The sequence below is a fragment of the Microbulbifer sp. S227A genome (genome assembly GCF_049800935.1).
In genome coordinates this window covers 1-19,910 of record NZ_JBNAFZ010000030.1, presented here as the reverse complement: position 1 = coordinate 19,910, position 19,910 = coordinate 1, and the positions used below count along the sequence as shown (strand labels likewise).

Below are 19,910 nucleotides of genomic sequence, written 5' to 3'. Positions count from 1 at the left end.
ACTTTCCATCTAACGGATCGAAGCCACCGGCTTCCAGCCGGTCCGCTTCAGCGAATCTTCTGCTGATCTCTCCTCCTGAAATTTGAAGCCCGCTGAGGCGGTAAGGCTTCAAATTTCAGGAGGAGAGATCATGCGCTACTCGGCATCCGCGCACACGCGATTTTACCACAGATTCCATGTCGTATGGGCCACAAAGTATAGGTACAAAGTTCTACGGGGACGGATGCGCGCGCGTATCCGGGAGATCATCATGCAGACCTGCAATGAGATGGGGGTACATATTGTGCGCGGCGTTTTGGCGCGAGATCACGTGCATATGTTTCTGTCGATCCCGCCCAAGCTATCGCTGTCTGGTGTCATGCAGCGCATCAAAGGCCGATCATCGCGCCGCATCCAGATAGAGTTCCCAGAGTTGCGCAAGCGCTACTGGGGCAGGCGGTTCTGGGCCCGTGGCTACTTCTCCACCACGTCTGGGAATGTCACCGACGATATCATCCTGCAGTATCTGGAATTACATTCCTCCAAATGATGCCACCGGCGTCAGCCGGTGGGTCGTTCACTGACCGACTTTGTCACCACATTATCAGTGCGCAACAGCATCTGTTGGAGGCCTTGCTTTGCCATATGCGGATCAATGAGCACGTCGAGTTGCTTTATGCTGCGGGGTTTGACGCCAGCGTGTACCAGTTCGGATGCAAACCGGATCAACTGGTTGCGGTATTGTTCGATCGTTGCGGCGCGTAGAGCCTTGTTGGAAAACCGGTCAGAAAGCGGGTCGGGGTTGCCGAGTTCGGTCAAGAGTTGGTCGAGCTCACAACGAAAACTCAGTGGAAAATCTTTCAGGTCACGTTTGATTATGAATTGACGAGATACAAGAGGAAGGATTGTGCGTGGCCACGCTTTGATGCGCCGCCCCGCGAGGTTCCAGCCATTCACGGCGGCACGGTACGCCGTCTCTGGTGATTTACTGATCTCATTCCGCTCAAGTGCATCCCGATAGAGCAGGGCGTGCTCCTCACGAACATTACTTGGCTGAACGCCTTGGCGGTTGAGGAAATGGACAAACCTGCAAAGAGCGGGCTGCAGGGTCTTGTCACCAGACTTCAGAACCATCGCCCACAAGGTTTTCCATTCGGGATCGAGATCGGCGATCCGGTTGAAACGGCGCTCAACAATCCCAAAAAGGGCCAAGGCGGATCGGGCATCACTGACGGCGTTCTGCCAACTTTTTGGAGCGAGGCGGAGGCGGGCTGGGCTGATTTTTGCGAGCCTTGGCTGCAACCATCGGCTGTCGCAAGGAACCTCTTCGGGCGGGAATCCGAGTGCTTTGGCCGTTCGCCGCAAACCTGAAATCATGTCCCGGCGACGACCTTCTGGCAAAGTTAGATCATTCTGCAATTGCTCGATAAGATCCGCGAACATGAGCGCGCTTGCGGGAACGAAAGCCAGATCAATCGGGATGGGCGCGTTTTGGGTCATCGGGTTCGTGTACCTCTGGGCAAGAGTGGTCTCGGGTGGACAGCGGCTGACATGTGTCCCGAATCGGGACTACATATACCATACAAGTCAGAAAATTACGGTGAGGGCCTCTTCCCGAATACTGGCTAAGTATATGACATGAATGGACATTCATGGTCGCGATGACCTACCCCATGTGAAGGCGGCGGTATGCGGCATGGGCAATCGGATCGATGCGGATCAATCGCCCGCCCGGACCCACACGAACCACCTCAAGAAGGCCGCTCGCAATTGCACGGCGCACCGTTTTTTCGGAGCAGTTGTCCAGTGTCGCGACGTCCTTCACAGTCAACAGGTGTCGGGTCAGGCTAGGTGTTTTGGGATTGTTGCGAACCATCGTGATGGGTCTCCTCGCGATCAGGAACGTCCGCACCCATCTCGCGGGCCACTTGCAGCGCAATCAAGTCGATCAACTGCTCAATCGCAATCTCAACATGCTGTGCAGCCTTGTCTGGCGTAGAGGTATGGGCAGGAACGCGTGTCATGCCACGACCATGCATGGCAAAGTGGGAGGGGGGCTAAGTGTAGCGATTCAGAAAGTTTTCATCGATCGCTACACTAGGCGTCGGGTTCAACTCCCATTCTCTTGAAAATCCTGGTAGCGCTTGAGGTCGAGTTTCAGTGTCTCGCCGCTGATCCGTGTCGGTGGGTCTGTCATGCATTCGACAATCGCGTTGACGAAGGCGAAGAGGTCGCCGCCACGTTCGTTGTTGACCGGATCTGTCGTAAATTTGAGCGGCCGGTCGCGTTCGCTCCAAAATCTGAAAATCGTCCAGCACACCATTTCCTTGCGGAGATCACGTGCCTTACGCCGGTCAGGCTCGTCGGCATAGCTGATGCCATCAGTCCGCACCATGGTCTCTAGATACTTGCGTAAGCCCGAGATCGCCTCCACACCTTCCTGGAACTTGGCAAGCTGATGTTCCGCTGGGTTGGGCATGCCCGTATGCGCAAAAGGGTTCGAAAAGCGGAGTTCGTCGATAACCTCCTGTGCCTTGGCAATTGTGCTCTCGGCGCGTGTTAGATAGTTGATGACCCTTTGAGCTTCCCGTCCGCCACGCTCCTTCTTGGGGGCTGCCAGCTCAGGTTGGGACAGGTTGAGTGGATTCGCCTGGGCGACGGTCAGATTCCGGGAGAGCTCCAGAAGCGGGCCGTCGTTGAATCCATGTGCCGCGCCGAGACGCTGGATCTGCTCAATCGACAAGGCGCCCGACGACGGTCGGGCACTGGTCCGGAGCTTCCAGGGTACAGGATGGTGTGAAGCCATGGCCCAAACTTTGCCGGAACTCAGCTTCGGCTTCAATGCTATTGTACCCTCGCGTACTGAAACTGAGATCCTGAGGATAACGCTGAGATGCTGCTGCAATGTAGCGGTCGCAAAAAAGAATATTGATCGCTACACTTTGGCATTCAGAGCCTGGATTGGGACGATTGGCGCACGCGACGAAATCACCTCGCCGACCCGTGCGCCCGGTTCATCCCAGTGCTTCTCCAGCGCACCGGTTTTCCAAACAAGGGCACTGGCCACGGTGTGTTCACTCACCGGCCTCCAAATGTGAACGATGATCCGGGGACTACCCCACCCCGCGTCAGATCGGCACCTTCTGGACTGGCGCAGAAACGCGACGATGAAACCCACCGGCGGTTGTTCCTGAGTATGAGACACAGGGCTGACTGACCGGGGACCGCTCAAGCGTACGGCAGCAAAGGCGGGGCAGGTGAGAAGCCTGCGGGGAAGCGGCTGGCCACCGAAATATGGCATCGCGTAGATACGGATCTGAAAGCGAAGGTCCTTCCCCTGCAAGCCGGGGGGAAGGAGCGGGGGCCGGTTATTGTTTAATCTTCTGAAAGACCTCTGCGTAATTTGGGATTCACGTCTTTGTGGCGGTTTGGTAATCTGTCTGCGGGGCGTCAGGGGCGGATTTATGGACCTGTTTTTTCGTGAGGCGGCGGATCGGGTTGGCGATGAGGATGTGCTCTCGAAGATAGACGCACTTCTGGATTGGGGAGCGTTTTCACCCATTCTGAAGCGCGGATTGGGGCGGTACGGGATCGGGCCGCGGGGCTTTGATCCATTGGTGCTGTTCAGGTGTCTGCTCGTTGGTCAATGGCATGGGCTGAGCGATCCCAAGTTGGAACGGGCGTTTAAGGTGCGGCTGGATTTCATGCTGTTCTGCGGGCTCGATCTGCATGCCCCGGTTCCGGACGAGACCACCTACTGTCGGTTCCGCAATGCGCTGGTCAGCGGGGCGTTTAAGCGACCAACTCGCCGCCGCAGGCGAGCGGGAGCCCGTTCTGCGCCTGATCGCCGAAGGGTTCATCGCGGCTCACGCCACCCTCTGTCAGGCCGCGGAGGAACTTGACCGCGCTGTGAAGAAAATGGCTGAAGGACATCCCGTTGCCCGATGGCTGATGACCATCCCTGGCGTCGGAGCCATCGTCGCACTGAATTTTGTTGCGCTGATTGATGCCCCTTCGCGCTTCCGGAAGGCTACGAATGTCGGAGCCTTTCTGGGCCTTACGCCTCGACGACACCAGTCCGGAGAAATTGATTGGTCCGGGCGCATCTCTAAATGCGGCGACGGGGTCATGCGGAGCTTGCTGTTCGAGGCAGCGACTTCCTTGATTACCCGAGTGAAGAAGTTCTCAGCACTAAAGAGCTGGGCAGTTCGGCTCGCAGGATGACGAGGCTTCGCGAAAGCGGCTGTTGCTACCGCGCGGAAACTTGACGTGCTGATGTTGACCATGTGGAAGAACGAAACCGAGTTTACTTTCCGCCTAATGGATTGAAGCCACCGGCTTCCAGCCGGTCCGCTCCAGCGAATCTGTTCTGATCTTCCTCCCCGGAATCTGAAGCCCCGAAGGGATATGGCTTCAGATTCCGGGGAGGAAGATCATGCGCTACTCGTCATCCGCGCACACGCGCTTCTATCACAGATACCATGTCGTGTGGGCCACGAAGTACCGGTACAAGGTTCTGCGGGGCGCTATGCGCGAGCGGATCCGTGAAATCATCATCCAGACTTGCGAGCAACTGGGCGTCCATATCATGAAAGGTGTTTTGGCACGCGATCATATCCACATGTTCCTATCGATCCCGCCGAAGCTGGCCCTGTCCGATGTTATGCAACGCATCAAGGGCCGCCCATCCCGACGCATTCAGATGGAGTTCCCCGACCTGCGTAAGCGGTATTGGGGAAGGCGGTTTTGGGCGCGTGTGTATTTCTCCACGACCTCTGGCAACGTGACTGACGACGTCATCAAGCAGTACCTGGAATTACATTCCGCCAAATGATGCCTCCGGCGTCAGCCGGTGCGTCCTCCACTATCCGATTGACAAAGCCGCAGTCAGAGAACCGGCCTGCGGCATGTCACAGCCGCGACTGAGAGGCCTGAAACATGACCGCATCCGATCACATGCTCAGAAAGATCAGAAAATCCTTGCATCGTGGGGGGCATCCAAACATGCATGCCGATCCAGACCCAGATAGAATATCTTGAGGGTGCGCACTGCGCAGTAGAGAGGGAGGGAGTCGCTCACTACAAGTGCCTCCAAGCCAACAGCATTCCCGAATTCTACTATTCGGCTCCGTTTCCGAAACCCCAAAAAGGAAAAACGCAGGCCGTAGCCCGCGTTCTAATGTGGTGCAATCGAATGCTTGTTAACGGCTCGACCGCGAATTTTGAACAGAGAAACAATAACCGTTCAAGGCACGCCGTCAAGCCGCAATCTACTGACGTCTAAAGCGTCCCGCCTTTAACCTGCGGCATATCCGGCAGCAGTGAAGTAATTCCAGCATTCTTCGGGTGAGTAGAGGTCGCAGATATCGGCGATTGCATTGAACATGTCGGTGAAGGTGCGTGCGCCGATCCGGCGTAGGTGTGCTTTGAGCTTTGAGAACGCCATTTCGATGGGATTGGGGTCGGGGCTGTAAGGCGGCAAGAAAAGGAACCAGCATCCTGCCCTGCGCATCGCCTTTTCCGCCTCGACGTTTTTGTGCGTGGCGAGATTGTCCAGAATGACCACGGTTCCGGGTGATAGTTCCGGCACCAGAACCTTTTCAACATAAGCGGCGAAGGCCGCGCCATCCATGGCTCCTTTGATCCCCCAGGGGGCGATCATCGCGTCGGCACTCAGTCCGGCTATAAAGGTCTGGGTGCCCCATGAGCCGAAGGGGGCCTCCATGATCAGGCGGTTTCCGCAAGGGGCCCATCCCCTCTGCCTCGTCAGGTTTGTCTTCACTGATGTTTCATCAATAAAGACAACGCGTTCCGGATGCTTCGATACGGCAGGAATGCGATGCTTGAACCAATCCTCGCGTTGCCGCTTTACCTTGGCACGGTGACGTTCGGTGGCGACCAGTGACTTTTTTTATACGTGTAGCCCAACTTGCGAAGGAACTTGCCGATGGCGTTGGGATGCGCCCGGACGCGCGTTGCGTCAAACAGGGCTGCGCTCAGCTCGGGCATCGTGATGTCACCATCTTGCTCGATGATTTCGGCGAAGAATCCCAGATGCGGGTCCAGCTTGCCCTTGCCTTTCGGTCGGCCCTGCGGAGCGGCCTCCGCCCGGCCCGTCCGCCGGATCGCAAGCGCCCATCGCGCTCCCGTGGCTGGCGAGAGTTTCAAGCGCAATGCCGCAGCGCGACCGCTTAACCCTTCCTCAATGTATCGCTGAAACCGCGCCCGAAGCGCGTCTGGCAAAGGTGCTGACATGATTCACCCTCCCAAACAGGATGAATCACAAAATCATGCGTATGGGAATCCCCGAGATTCAGGTTTCTGGCGGGGCGCTTTAGGCATCGAATAGCTGTGCGGATCTGCGCAGGCTTGCTTTGGAATGCCGATGCCGTCGGGGGCCGGTTCATCAAATCTAATGGCAGGTAACGAGTTGACCGTGCGGTGCATCGAGACCAAAATCAGCGTTCAACAAACTTCGTTAAAGGCGATGATTGAATGCGACTTGGTTTAGATATTGGCACGAATTCCATTGGCTGGTGGCTTTATGCATCGCAGGACGATGATATTACCGGAGTCATTGATGGTGGTGTGCGAATTTTCTCTGATGGGCGCGATCCTAAATCAGGCGCTTCGCTAGCTGTAGATCGGCGGGCGGCACGGTCGCAGCGCCGCCGTCGGGATCGGTTTCTACGGCGCAAGACAGCGTTGATGAAGCGGATGGCTGAGGTAGGTTTGATGCCTGCCGATCCGAATGAGGCCAAGACGCTCGAATTGTTAGACCCTTATGAGTTGCGCGCGAAGGGATTGGACGAAGCATTGCCCCTGACGCATTTCGGGCGCGCTTTGTTCCATATAAACCAGCGGAGAGGTTTCAAATCGAACCGAAAGACCGACCGTGGTGATAACGAAAGTGGTAAGATCAAGGACGCCACCAAACGCCTTGATGAAGAGATGGCCATCAGAAAGGCGCGCACCTACGGGGAATTTCTGCATATGCGGCGCGTTGCGGCCCCTGACCCAAAACAAGTGCCAAGTGTGCGGGCACGGCTTACGGTTGCTCGGCGCGATCATGCGGAAAAGGAAGAGGTTGGATATGATTTCTATCCTGATCGACGCCATCTGTCGGATGAGTTCAGCCAGCTCTGGGCCGCGCAGGCGGGACACCACGTGGATACGCTGACGGACGATCTGCGCGATGAGATCGCAACGATCATCTTCCATCAGCGAGAACTTCGAAAACCAAAGATTGGTTTGTGTCTATTCTCTGGGCAGCACGGTGTCCCGGAGCGGGATGAACGTATTCCGAGTGCCCACCCGCTGAACCAAAGGCGAGTATTGCTGGAGACGGTCAACAACCTCAAAGTTACCGCCCGGGGCGAACCTTCGCGTGGTCTGAGCCGTGAAGAGCGCGATCGGATAGTGCATGCGCTAGATAACAAGGTTCATACAAAGTCGCTTTCGGGTATGGTGATGAAGCTCAAGGCATTAGGCAAAGTAATCAAGTTGCGGGCCGATCAGTCTTTTACGCTGGAAACCGCGAACCGCGATGCCATCGCCTGTGATCCAGTGCGCGCAAGCCTATCGCACCCTGGTCGGTTTGGGGCGCGGTGGTCGGCCCTGAGTGCCGACGCACAATGGGAGGTGATAGAGCGCATACGTGCCGTTCAAAGTGACGCAGAGTATGCCAACTTGGTGGAATGGCTGACGTCAAATCACGGTTTGGAATGCGCGAATGCAGAGGCCGCTGCCAATGCTCCCTTGCCAGAAGGTTATGGGCGGTTGGGCCTGACAGCGACCAAGCGGATACTGGCTGCACTTGAGAGCGATGTGATCCCCTATAGTGCCGCTGTTGCGGCCTGCGGCTGGCATCATTCTGATGGTCGTACAGGCGAGGTGCTGACAGCGCTGCCTTATTACGGTCGGATACTTGATCGCCACGTGATCCCCGGCAGCTATGATGATAATGACGATGAGATCACCCGATACGGTCGCATCACCAATCCCACCGTGCATATCGGGCTGAACCAGCTGCGCCGATTGGTAAACAAGATTATCACCGTTTATGGCAAGCCTGATCAGATTGTCGTGGAACTGGCCCGCGATCTGAAGCTGTCGGAAGACCAGAAGCGAGTGGTTCAGCGCGACATCAAAAAGAACACTGATGCAGCGATTGCGCGCGGCAACAAGCTGGAGGAGATGGGCGTGCCCAATAATGGCGCGAACCGAATGGTGCTGCGATTGTGGGAGGATCTCGGGCATGACGTTATGACCCGGAACTGCCCGTACACCGGCAAGCGGATCAGTGCGGGAATGCTTTTTGACGGATCCTGCGACGTGGATCACATCCTGCCCTATTCGCGCACGCTGGATGACGGTTTTGCCAACCGAACCCTCTGCCTGAAAGAAGCCAATCGCCAAAAAACGAACAAAACCCCCTGGGAAGTCTGGGGCGATACCCCGCAATGGAATATTGTCGCCGCCAACCTTAAGAACCTACCTGACAACAAGGCGTGGCGCTTCGCCCCCGATGCCATGGAGAGATTCGAAGGGGAGAATGACTTTTCCGCGCGGGCGCTGAAAGACACGCAGTATCTTTCGCGTATAGCGCGCAGCTATCTGGATGCACTCTATGACGGCCAGGATGGCAAGAGCCACGTCTGGGTCGTGCCGGGACGCTTGACCGAGATGCTGCGCCGTCACTGGGGCCTGAATGGCATCACCGCGCTGACAGACAGCGACAGCAAGACTGTCAGGGCCAAAAACCGCACCGACCACCGCCACCATGCTATCGACGCAGCGGTCGTTGCAGCCACCGATCGCAGTCTGATCAAGCAGATCTCCGATATGGCAAAGAAGGACGAGGTCAATGGCGCCGAGCAGGTGGTCAGGTCGGTCCCACCACCGTGGGAGGAATTTCGCACAGGCATCGCCGCACAACTTGATCGGATAATTGTCAGCCACCGTGCCGATCACGGGCGGATCGATCCTGCTGCCCGCAAGCGCGGGCGCGATAGCACATCAGGGCAGTTGCACAATGATACGGCTTATGGTCTGGACAGCGGTGACAAAGTTGTCAGTCGAAAGCCATTGCTGTCGCTGAAACCCAACGACATCGCGATTACCTCCCGCGGGGCGAACATCCGCGACACCGACCTGCAGAAACATCTGGCACGCGTCACCCGTGGATTAGACGGGAAAGAGTTTGAAAGGGCATTGGCCAGGTTCGCCAATGCACCTAAGCTACCGGACAATACCGACAACCCGTATTTCGGACTGCGGCGTGTGCGCCTTGAGGAAACCTTGCAGGAAAGCGCGCGGATCGAAATCAGCGACAAATCCGGCAAGCCGTTCAAAGCCTACAAGGGGGACAGCAACCAATGTTATGAGATCTGGCGGCTGCCCAATGGTAAAATAAAAGCACAAGTTGTGACCACGTTTGAGGCGCATCAGTCATCTTTAGAGAAGAAACCGCATCCGGCGGCGAAACGGCTGCTGCGTGTGTTCAAGAGGGATATGGTGAAGCTGGAACGCGAAGGTGAATCGGTGATTGGGTATGTGCAAAAACTAGACCCGGCAAACGGACTTTTCATTGCGCCGCATACCGAAGCAAATGCGGATGCCCGTCACCGAGACAAGTCTGATAGATTTAGATTTATCCAGATGAGTGCTGGCCCGTTGCTCAAAGCCAATATCCGACGCGTTCACGTGGACGAGATGGGGCGGCTGCGTGATCCCGGTCCTCCAAGCTAACAGCAGATTTTGAAGAATCTGGGTTTCGCAATATAATCAGCACGTTAGCGATTCGCGTGGGGGCGCGAGAGGTGTTGTGTGGACCAGATTATCGACATTGCGACAGACGGTCGCCATTTATCGCGTGACCGCGGTTTTTTAAAAGTAACTGAAAACGGGACAGAAATCGGTCGCACGCCGCTGGACCAGATCGCTGCGGTTATCGTGCACGCCCACGGCACGACATGGTCTACATCCTTGCTCACTGAACTGGCTGACCGGGGTGCACCTGTGGTTCTCTGTGCGGCTAACCATGCCCCTAAATCCGTTCTGATGCCAATCGACGGCCACCATGCACAAGGCGCGCGTATGCGGGCACAGTGGCAGGCCAAGACCCCGTTGAGCAAACAGGCCTGGAAACAGATCGTCACGAGAAAAGTGCAGATGCAGGCCGCTGCGCTGGATTCGATTGGTGAGGCGTCCGCGCGGTTGCGCATGATGCAGCGGAAAATTACATCGGGCGATGCAAGCAATGTCGAAGCACAAGCAGCCCGCTATTATTGGCCTCGGATGATGGGTCCCGACTTTCGTCGCGACTCTGGAGGTCGCGATGAGAATGCTTTGCTAAACTATGGCTACACCGTGCTTAGGTCGGCGACATCGCGGGCGGTGGTCGCCGCAGGTTTGCACCCGACGATCGGGCTGCACCATTCAAATCGCGGCAACGCATTCGCCTTAGCCGATGACCTAATGGAACCGTTCCGGCCACTGGTGGATTGCGCTGTCCGATCCATCACCCACAGCAGGGGTAGACAGGTGGATACAGATGCCAAACAGACGCTGGCCCGGTTAATAGCCGCCGACTTGCCTCTGGGTGAAGGAGTGACACCGGTGTCGGTGGCGCTGACAAAGCTGGCGACTTCGCTGGGACAGAGTTTCGAGACAGGCAAACTTGATCTGGCGCTCCCGGATCCGCCCGATCCGCTGACGCTTGCAGGGTTGGGTTCATGACTGCCGATGTTACGTTTTTGTCAGGATACCGTCTGATGTGGATATTAGTGATGTTCGATTTGCCGACCGACACAAGGCCTCAGCGCAAGGCTGCGACTGCCTTTCGTAACTTTCTGCTGGATGAGGGTTTCGAGCGGAGTCAGTTTTCCGTCTACGCTCGTTTCGTCAATGGCAAAGAGGCGTTTACCACCCGAGTAAACCGCATTGAACGTCATCTACCTGATTCGGGTGATGTTCAGATACTTAACTTCACCGACCGTCAATATCGTGATATTGTTCATTTCTCGGATCAAGGGCGTAGAAAAGCCCGGGAGAATCCGCAACAGTTGGTGATGTTTTGATGCGATTCGCGATAGACTATGGGAATAGGCCTCACCTAAACTTCTGTGTTTACAGTGGTTTAAGTGAGGACCTATTGTAGCTGTTCAAAATTCGCGGTCCAGCCGCAACGACCGGCGGGGACGAAAGCACCGTGACCGGATTGTAGCTGTTCAAAATTCGCGGTCCAGCCGCAACGATTAAGCGAGTGGCTTCGTCTTTTGGATTATTGTAGCTGTTCAAAATTCGCGGTCCAGCCGCAACCGAAAGCGGAGTTTTCAGCGCAGGCAAATGATTGTAGCTGTTCAAAATTCGCGGTCCAGCCGCAACAACCGGACCTGACGACCTGACTTCGTGGTCGGAATTGTAGCTGTTCAAAATTCGCGGTCCAGCCGCAACAAGACGGAACAACTGCGATTGCAAGCTGCTATTGTAGCTGTTCAAAATTCGCGGTCCAGCCGCAACCAGAGGATAAGATGAGCGAAGAAGAAGCGCATTGTAGCTGTTCAAAATTCGCGGTCCAGCCGCAACGGCTGCGAATATGCCGTGCACGGCCATTGCATTGTAGCTGTTCAAAATTCGCGGTCCAGCCGCAACGGTGCAGAACGATGCACGAGAGGTAACAAAATTGTAGCTGTTCAAAATTCGCGGTCCAGCCGCAACTGGCGCAGGGAGTGAACCTTGTGGCGCGGGATTGTAGCTGTTCAAAATTCGCGGTCCAGCCGCAACCTGCGATCCTCGGCATACCAGCCAAGTTCAAATTGTAGCTGTTCAAAATTCGCGGTCCAGCCGCAACTGCGCCCGAAACATCGGCTATTCCGGCGAAATTGTAGCTGTTCAAAATTCGCGGTCCAGCCGCAACGACGCCCGCCCGCGCCGCTCCATGAATGCAATTGTAGCTGTTCAAAATTCGCGGTCCAGCCGCAACGTAAGGGGTGTCGGCCTTGATGCTGTCCTCATTGTAGCTGTTCAAAATTCGCGGTCCAGCCGCAACGGCGAAAGACCGGGGTGCCCGGGCCTCCCTATTGTAGCTGTTCAAAATTCGCGGTCCAGCCGCAACTGCCGCCCCACCTGTTCTGAAACAGCCGCAATTGTAGCTGTTCAAAATTCGCGGTCCAGCCGCAACCCTCGTGTCGGTGATCGGTGGTGTCGGACCATTGTAGCTGTTCAAAATTCGCGGTCCAGCCGCAACGCAGTTCGTACATGTGGCTTGCCGCCATTATTGTAGCTGTTCAAAATTCGCGGTCCAGCCGCAACCGCAACCGCGCGGGCGGCATCGAACATCGCATTGTAGCTGTTCAAAATTCGCGGTCCAGCCGCAACCCCGCGAATGACAGATAAAATGGCGCGGCAATTGTAGCTGTTCAAAATTCGCGGTCCAGCCGCAACGTGACTGATCTGCCCACCGTGCAGGAGGCCAATTGTAGCTGTTCAAAATTCGCGGTCCAGCCGCAACTCTCGGCTATGATTTCCGTTACTGTCATATATTGTAGCTGTTCAAAATTCGCGGTCCAGCCGCAACGAACCAGGCGACGTGGTAAGCTATGGCGGCATTGTAGCTGTTCAAAATTCGCGGTCCAGCCGCAACTAAAGACAAGCACGGCCCTTGCCCGATTTGATTGTAGCTGTTCAAAATTCGCGGTCCAGCCGCAACCGTCGTTGCCGCTGGACGTGGTGGCAGAAAATTGTAGCTGTTCAAAATTCGCGGTCCAGCCGCAACTCAAATGGAACCGGAGCGGTCTCCGGGTTCATTGTAGCTGTTCAAAATTCGCGGTCCAGCCGCAACTTAGACGATAGCCATCTGGCTATTTCCGAATTGTAGCTGTTCAAAATTCGCGGTCCAGCCGCAACTAAAGACAAGCACGGGCCGTGTCCGATGTATTGTAGCTGTTCAAAATTCGCGGTCCAGCCGCAACATCGCGGCGGATCACCAGCCCGATCCGGTCATTGTAGCTGTTCAAAATTCGCGGTCCAGCCGCAACCCGAGACAGCGCGCGCCCAACGAATTCCACTCAATACCCTGCGTTCATCAATCCGTAGCTTGCCAAGAGACTTGGGGAAGTAGAGCTCAAGACGCGCCATCTGCGCATCACTCAACCGCAAAAGATCAGACACGGCACCGCTCCGTTTGCGACGTAGTGAAACACGCAGCGAGCCTTCAGACCCTAGCCTGGTCCAAACTGTCTACGATGCACGGGAGTTTTCGGTGGTCGGGTGGATCTCGAGAACATTCATCTTCTGATGACAAAACTTCATCTTCATGTGTCTTATATGTGAAAATTTTTTCTGTATCTCTAAGGCGGAAACAGCAAATTTAGGAAGCAGCTCTCACAAACCGCCCCGAACGATCCGGCTGCTGGTACATTGTATCAATGCTTGGCTTGCATCGTATCGCTCGGCAATGGGACGTCAGTATTCGAGGTACATTCATGTCGGAAGCATTCACGATCAGATCGATCCACCCCTACCTGTTGCCAGCCGATCCACAACCGGATGGGTGGTGTTTGCTGCGTCCGAATATTCTTGTGCGGCTCGAGACCGAAGGCGGGCTGATCGGGTGGGGAGAATGTTATGTTTCTGCCGGGCATGACGATGCGATCTGCTCGCTGGTGTCCTCGCTCGGCGCGCGCGTTGTTGGCACCCAGGTATCGGACATCCGTGCGTTCACCCAGTCTGCGGTGGCCGAATTCAGCAACTATTTCGTGAGCATGGACGTGGCCAGCGCCACCAGCGGTATCGAATTGGCGATGTGGGACGCCTTGGGGAAGGGGTTGGACACGCCCGTTTACAAGCTCTTGGGCGGGGCGTGCCACCACGACATTCCGTTATACGCCAATATGTGGACCGAACGTTTCTGGAGCGTGGAGGATACAGCGCGAAAGGCGATGGAATATGTCGAGATGGGGTTTGAAACTGTCAAGTTTTATCCCTTGTGGCACGCCAAGTCCGATGATGATTGCATCGCGCGTGTCGAGGCCGTGCGCGACGCAATCGGCCCCGATGTCGGGCTAGCAATTGACTTTGTACGACGGGTTCAGCCGGCACAGCTTAGGGAGATCTGTCGCAGGTTGGAGCCCGCCAACCTTGCGTGGGTCGAGGATCCGGTGCCGCCCTATCAGGTCGAGGAGCTGAAGTGGATACGGGAGCATATTCGCCAGCCGCTTCTGGCCGGGGAATCTGTGGGGTATAAACATGGTTTCCAAGAGATATTATCGCGCGCGGCGCTTGATGTCATAAACCCGGATGTGTGCCTGACGGGCGGGTTGCTGGAGATGCGCGATATTGCCGCCATCGCCCATGCCAAAATGGTCAAGGTCTCGCCGCATAACTATAATTCCATGACGGTCGGTCTGTCGGCCACGGCCACGTTCGCATCGGGAACCCCGAACCTGGCCCCGGTGGAGTATTTCCCTGAACACGCGCGGAAACTGGATGGTCTCTGCACCGGGCGTCTGGAGCCCGTTGACGGGCGGTTGCCGCTGCCGCAGGCACCGGGCTGGGGGCTGACTTTCGATGAAGCTCTGATGGAGGAATTCGCGTGGCAGTAACGCCGTCTTACGGATTCTTCAGTTCTGACAAGATCCAGTCCCGAAAGGCCATGATCCTTGGGATCTCGGTCTTGGTCTCGGGAATGACGAGGTAGAAGCCGAAATCATCAAACGGGATCGCAAAGTCGAAAGGCGAGATGATGCGCTTGCGCAGAAGCTCGTCATTGACCAGCGGGATATGGGCAAGTGCAAACCCCAAGCCCGCAGCCGCGGCGTCGATCGCGGCATCCCGGCTTGTGACGAATATGCTGTCGCCGGTATGCGTGGCGCGAATTCCGACCTGTTCCATCCACCATTGCCATTGCTCCGGTCGGATCGTGTTGTGGATCAGGGTGGATTTTCGAATGTCTTGGGGCTGCTTGATCTCGGGGTTGAGTTGCAGGAACTGACTGCTGCATACGGCAATCAGGCGTTCGCTTACCATGAAGTCGCAAAGATGGCCGGGAATTCTGCTATTGGCGTAACAAATGGCCGCGTCGATATTCAGCGATGAAAAATCCTCTGGTTTCTGGGTGATCTGGAGGTGGATCTCAACCTCGGGATATTTTGTACGAAAGCGCTGTAGCCGGGGGATCAGCCACCTATGGGCAATGGTGGGGTAGAGGCTCACAGTCAGCTTTCCTGAAACGCCTTCATGTTTGATCTTGTCGGTGGCGGCGCTCAGTTGATCCAGCACCGCCTGAACGGAACTCAGAAACATCCGCCCCTTTGCCGTCAGCGTGGCGCCGCGCCCACTCTTCTCGAACAGGGGTTCGCTGAGCTGCTCTTCCAGATCGGTAATGCGGTGGCTGATCGCGGAGGGGGTGAGGTTGAGCTCGTTCGCGGCATCCTTGAAACTGCCCAGCCGCCCCACCGATTCAAAAGCCTGAAGGTTTCGGAACTTAGGGTATCGTTTTGGAATCATGTTGTAATTTCCATTCTTGGGGGCAGGGCTGCGCCTCTTGGATATGTGAGCCGCCTGCATCTATGGATGAAAGATTTTCACTGGAGGGGTCAATATCTTTCTGTATGTTTCATCTATTACGACCAACAGCAGGAGAACACCGTGAAACTTAGGAAACTCGAGCGAGCAGCGGCATTGGCCCTGACCCTTGCCGCCGGCATGTCAGGCGCCGCCATGGCGCAGACGTATGAGATGAAGCTTGCCCATTCCAACCCCGAGATCCAACACTCGCACCTGCATTCCCCGCTTGTACTGTTCAAGAAAGAGGTCGAGCGCCGGACCGGTGGTGATGTGGCTGTCACGATCTTTCCCAACGGAACGCTCGGCAAACAACCCGCCCTGTTGCAGCAATTGAAGCAGGGGGTCATTCAGGCCGTGTCTATGTCGGAAGGTGGGATTGCTCCTTTCTATCCGAATATCGCAGCCTTCTCGATCCCGTATCTCTTCAGCGAGGTGGACATCGCCTATGAGGTTCTCGACGGCGAGATGGGCGACTTCATCAAGCAGGACATGGTTGCCACGGCGGGCGTTCGGCCGCTGGCCTGGGGCGAGGATGCTGGGTTTCGGAACTTCACCAGCAACTCCCAGATGATCAAGGCACCGTCGGATCTTGAGGGGATGAAGGTCCGCACGATGACCGTCCCCGCCCACATGGCAATGGTCGAGGCCATGGGCGGAAGCCCGACCGCCATTTCATGGCCGGAGCTGTATACCGCCCTTCAGACCGGCGTCGCCGAGGCGCAGGAGAACCCGGTCACCAATATCCGTAAGGCACGGCTCTATGAGGTTCAGGAAAACCTGACGCTTGATGGGCATGTCTACAGTTTCGTGGCGATTTTCGTGAATGAGGAGTGGTTTCAAACCCTGCCGGAAAGTTATCAGCGAGACATCCTGCTTGCCGGCCAATTGGCCGCAGATGCGACACGCTCCCTCAGCCGGGTGAACGAAAACATCGACCTTGAGTATCTCAAGGAGCAGGGCATGGAAATCTATGCGCCGACCTTTGAGGAAAAGCAGGCCTTCAAGGACGCGTCTCAGGCGGCGGTCATCGATAGCCTCAAGGAAACGTTGGGCGAAGAGCTGATTGACCGTGTCCTTCAGGCGACGGCGAATGCCGAGGTCAAGCTGGGCTATCGGTAAGGCGCGTTTCCGACAACGCAACATCCCTTCCCCGGACCCTGCGGGGGAGGCCCTTCAATTAAGGCGCTTCATGGTACATAAACCGGTCTTCTCAAACTCGCGCGGGGCCCTCAGCGCCTTGTGCAAGTGGATGTGCGTTCTCGTGATGACGTGCATGCTGGTGATCATCAGCTCGCAGGTGGCGTTGCGCAACCTGTTCCTGCTTCCGATGTCCTGGGCGCAGGAGTTATCGCAATACATGATGATCTATCTCGCGCTGTTCGGATCGGTCTTTGTTCTGCATGAAAAGGGCCATCTTCATGTCGACACGCTCGTCATTCTGTTTCCCGACGGGCTGCAACGCGCGATCAGGGCCGTGATCCTGGCCATTCAGGCGGCCTTTTTCGCGGCAATCGTGTGGTACTCGATCGGTGCGCTGGGCTACGCGGCGAACGTTCAGGCCATTTCTCTGGGCGTCAGCATGTGGATACCCTATCTGGCGCTGCCGGTGGCTTTCGGCCTGATGCTGTTTGAGACACTCTTTCAATTCATAGACGCCCTTCGGGGCTGTGAGACCCAAGACACATGATACTTCTGCTATCGATCATCTTTCTGGGGCTGCTGTTGTTCGGCGCGCCGATCGGGCTTGCCATGGGGGTTGCGGGCACGTCCTATTTCATCTTTTCCGGGCAGGAGATGTTTCTGACCCAATTGCCGCATTTCGTGTTCAACGGGCTCGACTCGTTTGTCCTGATGGCGATCCCCTTCTTCCTTCTGGCCGGTGAAATCATGGACCGTGCCAATATTTCGCAACGCATCGTGCATTTCTCCAACCTTCTGGTCGGGCGTTTTGCCGCCGGTCTGGCCCAGGTCAACATCATGACCTCGATGCTGTTTGCCGGAATCACCGGCGCGGCACTTGGCGATGTCGCCGCTCTGGGCAAGATCTTCATCCCCGCGATGGAGAAGGAGGGCTATGATAAAGCCTTTGCCGCCGCGGTCACTGCCGCCTCGTCGCTGATTGGTCCGATCATTCCGCCAAGCATCGTCATGGTCATCTATTGCGCCACGATGGAATTGTCGGTCGGCGGAATGTTTGCGGCGGCAATCATTCCGGGGATCATGATCGGTGTGTCGCAGATGATCATCGTCTACATCCTCGCGAAGCGACGAAACTACCCCAAGCATGAAACGACGTTCACGCCCAGAGAATTCGCCGTGAGCTTCAAGAATGCCTCGCTGGCGATATTCATGCCGGTTATCATTTTGGGCGGAATCCTGAGCGGCCTTGCCACGCCCACAGAGGCCGCAGCCTATGCTGTCGTCTATGCTCTGGTCATCAGCTTCTTCATCTATCGCAGCCTCAATGTCCGCGATCTGCCGGATATGATCCTGAGCGCCGCACGGGGATCGGCAAAGCTCTTTTTCATCCTTGCCTTCATTGGCATCATGTCGTGGGTTTTCGGATTCGAGAGCCTGCCGGCCGATCTGCGCGACACGGTGCTGGCAAGCGTCGGCAATCCGATCATCATTTTGATCATCCTCAATCTGTTCCTGCTCTTCGTGGGCATGTGGATGACCGAAGGCCCAGCGATCTTGCTCTTTGCGCCGATCATGGGGCCGCTGGCCGTTTCGGTCGGGCTGCATCCGTTTTCATGGGGCGTCATCATGGTTCTGGTGCTGGTGATGGGCCTGATTACGCCACCGGTCTGTCTGGTGCTCTTTGCCACGGCGGACATTGCCCAGATCCCGATGCAAAAGGTGCTCAAGGCGATCCTGCCGCTCTTCTTGGCAAATGCCGTCGTGGTGGTTTTGCTAAACATCTTTCCCGCGCTTACGCTCTGGCTGCCGGGCGTATTCGGCTTCCTGTAGCAAAAAAGCAACAGCGCGGCTGAAATGAGTGATTGAAAGGAACACGTTGCACAAATCTGCGGAGTACGGGCCCGCCTTCCCGTTCGGAAGGCTTTGGTGCTTTGATCGTCCTCTTTTGTGGCCCAATGCAGACCCACCTTGGCATATCGATGCCGTCGGGGACGGTCACTGCATCAGAGCTAACGGAATGGAAAAAGCTCTCTGGTTCGACATAGGTCAAATCCTACTCCCGCAACCAAAATCTTCCAGTATCATCAATGCGATAGCGCCCCAAGGGGCGCTGTGCGCGTTCCCAAAACAACACTGGAAGCACTGTGGAAGCTGAGGTGCCCCTAAAGCAGTTCCAGTTTACGTAGAAGCATATCCGGCCTCGCAAAAGTAGTTCCAGCATTCTTGCGGGGTGTAGAGGTCACAGATTTCACTGAGGGCTTCGAACAACCCTGTGAATGAGCGCGCTCCAATGCGTCTCAGGTGGGCTTTGAGTTTCGAGAAGGCCATCTCGATTGGGTTCAGGTCCGGGCTGTAGGGCGGCAGAAAGAGGAACCAGCAGCCGTGTTCGCCCAGAAGCGCCTCGGCCTCCTTGTTGCGGTGCGTGGCCAGGTTGTCGAGGATGACGGCGGTGCCGGGTTCGATCTCGGGGATCAGCACGTCGCGGATGTAAGCGACAAAGGCGGGGCCGTCCATCGCCCCTTTAATGACCCATGGCGCGATCAGGTCGGATGGCCCCAGTCCGGCGATCAAGGTCTGGGTTCCCCATGACCCAAACGGCGCAGATGCCGTCAATCTCGTCCCGCGCAGGGAGCGCCCCCGGAGGCGTGTCAGGTTCGTTTTGACGGAGGTTTCGTCAAGAAAGACAACGCGTTCAGGCATCGCGCTGATCGCCGGAACACGATGGGCAAACCAATCCGCCCTTGCGCGTCTTACCTTTGCGCGCTTGCGTTCATCCGCAATGAGGCTCTTTTTTTGTACGAGTATCCCAGCCGCCTGAGCGCTTGATCGATACCAGAGACTGATGCGCTCACATCATGTGCATCGGCCAAGGCCCCCTGCAATTCCCTGAGCGTGATGTCCGGGTCCTGATGGATCAGCTCGATGAGAAAATCGAGGTGCGGAGCCAACCGCCCATGACCGGTATTGCGCGGGTTGTCGGCGGGTGTCAGGCGCAATCCGCGTTTGAGCCTTTGAGACAAACGCGAGGCGGAGGCCGCCGAAATCATCAGACGGCGCGCAATCTCGCGGCCCGTAAGGCCTTGAGCAAAGAGCACCTCAAAACGGGCACGAATATCGGCGGAAAGCGGGTTAGGCATGAACTGATCCTCCTGAACAGGATGAATCAGAAAACTCACCTCATGGGAACCCCCTTTGATTCAACAAAAGCTGGAACTGCTTTA

The 19,910-nt window shown here is 56.4% G+C and carries 17 protein-coding genes, 2 pseudogenes and 1 CRISPR repeat array; of the genes and pseudogenes, 11 read left to right on the top strand and 8 right to left on the bottom strand.

Going from position 1 to position 19,910, the window contains the following annotated elements; translation table 11 throughout:
- The first annotated feature begins 127 nt into the window (after window positions 1–127).
- On the top strand, window positions 128–529 hold the full coding sequence (tnpA, locus tag ACP15R_RS26460; RefSeq protein ID WP_424985241.1) for an IS200/IS605 family transposase: 402 nt from the start codon (window positions 128–130) through the stop codon (window positions 527–529).
- Between the two features lie 11 nt (window positions 530–540).
- Here tnpA (ACP15R_RS26460) and ACP15R_RS26455 read toward each other — a convergent pair whose 3' ends face one another.
- From ACP15R_RS26455 to ACP15R_RS26440, 4 genes are all read right to left on the bottom strand, one after another.
- Window positions 541–1,479 (bottom strand): hypothetical protein, encoded by a 939-nt coding sequence (locus ACP15R_RS26455; protein ID WP_424988837.1) that lies wholly within the window; start codon window positions 1,477–1,479, stop codon window positions 541–543.
- Window positions 1,480–1,645: 166 nt separating this feature from the next.
- The gene (locus ACP15R_RS26450) at window positions 1,646–1,855 is read right to left on the bottom strand and encodes a helix-turn-helix domain-containing protein (RefSeq protein ID WP_424988836.1); all 210 of its coding nucleotides are present in this window, start codon (window positions 1,853–1,855) and stop codon (window positions 1,646–1,648) included.
- On the bottom strand, window positions 1,827–2,003 hold the full coding sequence (locus ACP15R_RS26445; protein ID WP_424988835.1) for a hypothetical protein: 177 nt from the start codon (window positions 2,001–2,003) through the stop codon (window positions 1,827–1,829). The genes ACP15R_RS26450 and ACP15R_RS26445 overlap by 29 nt, the downstream gene beginning before the upstream one ends.
- Before the next feature lie 86 nt (window positions 2,004–2,089).
- Window positions 2,090–2,821 carry a hypothetical protein gene (locus ACP15R_RS26440; RefSeq protein WP_424988834.1) on the bottom strand — a complete coding sequence of 244 codons (732 nt, stop codon included), beginning with the start codon at window positions 2,819–2,821 and terminating at the stop codon, window positions 2,090–2,092.
- A 622-nt stretch (window positions 2,822–3,443) separates the two neighbouring features.
- Between ACP15R_RS26440 and ACP15R_RS26435 the strand changes: the two are divergent.
- The 3 genes and pseudogenes from ACP15R_RS26435 to tnpA (ACP15R_RS26425) all read left to right on the top strand — a co-directional run.
- Window positions 3,444–3,701, top strand: a pseudogene (locus ACP15R_RS26435) (transposase); the annotation flags it as partial.
- 49 nt (window positions 3,702–3,750) lie between these two features.
- The gene (locus ACP15R_RS26430; RefSeq protein ID WP_424988833.1) at window positions 3,751–4,203 is read left to right on the top strand and encodes a transposase; all 453 of its coding nucleotides are present in this window, start codon (window positions 3,751–3,753) and stop codon (window positions 4,201–4,203) included.
- 211 nt (window positions 4,204–4,414) lie between these two features.
- Window positions 4,415–4,813, top strand: coding sequence for an IS200/IS605 family transposase (gene tnpA, locus ACP15R_RS26425; RefSeq protein WP_424988832.1), 399 nt, complete (start codon window positions 4,415–4,417; stop codon window positions 4,811–4,813).
- 462 nt (window positions 4,814–5,275) lie between these two features.
- Here the strand turns inward: tnpA (ACP15R_RS26425) and ACP15R_RS26420 are convergent.
- A protein-coding gene (locus ACP15R_RS26420) for an IS630 family transposase (protein WP_424988831.1) occupies window positions 5,276–6,234 on the bottom strand; the annotation gives its coding sequence in 2 pieces (ribosomal slippage) (window positions 5,276–5,890 and window positions 5,893–6,234; 957 coding nt in all).
- Between the two features lie 240 nt (window positions 6,235–6,474).
- Between ACP15R_RS26420 and cas9 the strand changes: the two genes are divergently transcribed.
- From cas9 to cas2, 3 genes are all read left to right on the top strand, one after another.
- On the top strand, window positions 6,475–9,729 hold the full coding sequence (gene cas9 / locus ACP15R_RS26415) for a type II CRISPR RNA-guided endonuclease Cas9 (protein WP_424988830.1): 3,255 nt from the start codon (window positions 6,475–6,477) through the stop codon (window positions 9,727–9,729).
- 78 nt (window positions 9,730–9,807) lie between these two features.
- Window positions 9,808–10,719, top strand: a complete 912-nt coding sequence (gene cas1 / locus ACP15R_RS26410; protein ID WP_424988829.1) for a type II CRISPR-associated endonuclease Cas1 — start codon at window positions 9,808–9,810, stop codon at window positions 10,717–10,719.
- Window positions 10,716–11,060, top strand: a complete 345-nt coding sequence (gene cas2 / locus ACP15R_RS26405) for a CRISPR-associated endonuclease Cas2 (RefSeq protein ID WP_424988828.1) — start codon at window positions 10,716–10,718, stop codon at window positions 11,058–11,060. Before cas1 ends, cas2 begins: the two co-directional genes overlap by 4 nt.
- 73 nt (window positions 11,061–11,133) lie before the next feature.
- A CRISPR array of direct repeats spans window positions 11,134–13,019; the repeat unit is 36 nt; unit sequence ATTGTAGCTGTTCAAAATTCGCGGTCCAGCCGCAAC.
- A 22-nt stretch (window positions 13,020–13,041) separates the two neighbouring features.
- Here cas2 and ACP15R_RS26400 read toward each other — a convergent pair.
- Window positions 13,042–13,152, bottom strand: a pseudogene (locus tag ACP15R_RS26400) (IS5/IS1182 family transposase); the annotation flags it as partial.
- A gap of 314 nt (window positions 13,153–13,466) precedes the next feature.
- Here ACP15R_RS26400 and ACP15R_RS26395 point away from each other — a divergent pair.
- On the top strand, window positions 13,467–14,585 hold the full coding sequence (locus tag ACP15R_RS26395) for a mandelate racemase/muconate lactonizing enzyme family protein (protein ID WP_424988827.1): 1,119 nt from the start codon (window positions 13,467–13,469) through the stop codon (window positions 14,583–14,585).
- A 7-nt stretch (window positions 14,586–14,592) separates the two neighbouring features.
- Here the strand turns inward: ACP15R_RS26395 and ACP15R_RS26390 are convergent, their stop codons facing one another.
- Window positions 14,593–15,489 (bottom strand): LysR substrate-binding domain-containing protein, encoded by an 897-nt coding sequence (locus ACP15R_RS26390; RefSeq protein WP_424988826.1) that lies wholly within the window; start codon window positions 15,487–15,489, stop codon window positions 14,593–14,595.
- 66 nt (window positions 15,490–15,555) lie between these two features.
- Between ACP15R_RS26390 and ACP15R_RS26385 the strand changes: the two genes are divergently transcribed.
- The 3 genes from ACP15R_RS26385 (at window position 15,556) to ACP15R_RS26375 (ending at window position 18,519) form a co-directional block, all read left to right on the top strand.
- Window positions 15,556–16,668 (top strand): DctP family TRAP transporter solute-binding subunit, encoded by a 1,113-nt coding sequence (locus ACP15R_RS26385; protein WP_424988825.1) that lies wholly within the window; start codon window positions 15,556–15,558, stop codon window positions 16,666–16,668.
- Between the two features lie 154 nt (window positions 16,669–16,822).
- The gene (locus ACP15R_RS26380; protein ID WP_424988824.1) at window positions 16,823–17,236 is read left to right on the top strand and encodes a TRAP transporter small permease; all 414 of its coding nucleotides are present in this window, start codon (window positions 16,823–16,825) and stop codon (window positions 17,234–17,236) included.
- Window positions 17,233–18,519 carry a TRAP transporter large permease gene (locus tag ACP15R_RS26375; RefSeq protein WP_424988823.1) on the top strand — a complete coding sequence of 429 codons (1,287 nt, stop codon included), beginning with the start codon at window positions 17,233–17,235 and terminating at the stop codon, window positions 18,517–18,519. Before ACP15R_RS26380 ends, ACP15R_RS26375 begins: the two co-directional genes overlap by 4 nt.
- 348 nt (window positions 18,520–18,867) lie before the next feature.
- On the opposite strand, the gene ACP15R_RS26370 is transcribed toward ACP15R_RS26375, so the two are convergent.
- Window positions 18,868–19,826 (bottom strand): IS630 family transposase gene (locus ACP15R_RS26370; RefSeq protein WP_424985805.1). Its coding sequence is split into 2 segments (ribosomal slippage): window positions 18,868–19,482 and window positions 19,485–19,826, totalling 957 coding nucleotides; the frame shifts between segments, so codons are not numbered across the junction.
- Window positions 19,827–19,910: the final 84 nt, after the last annotated feature.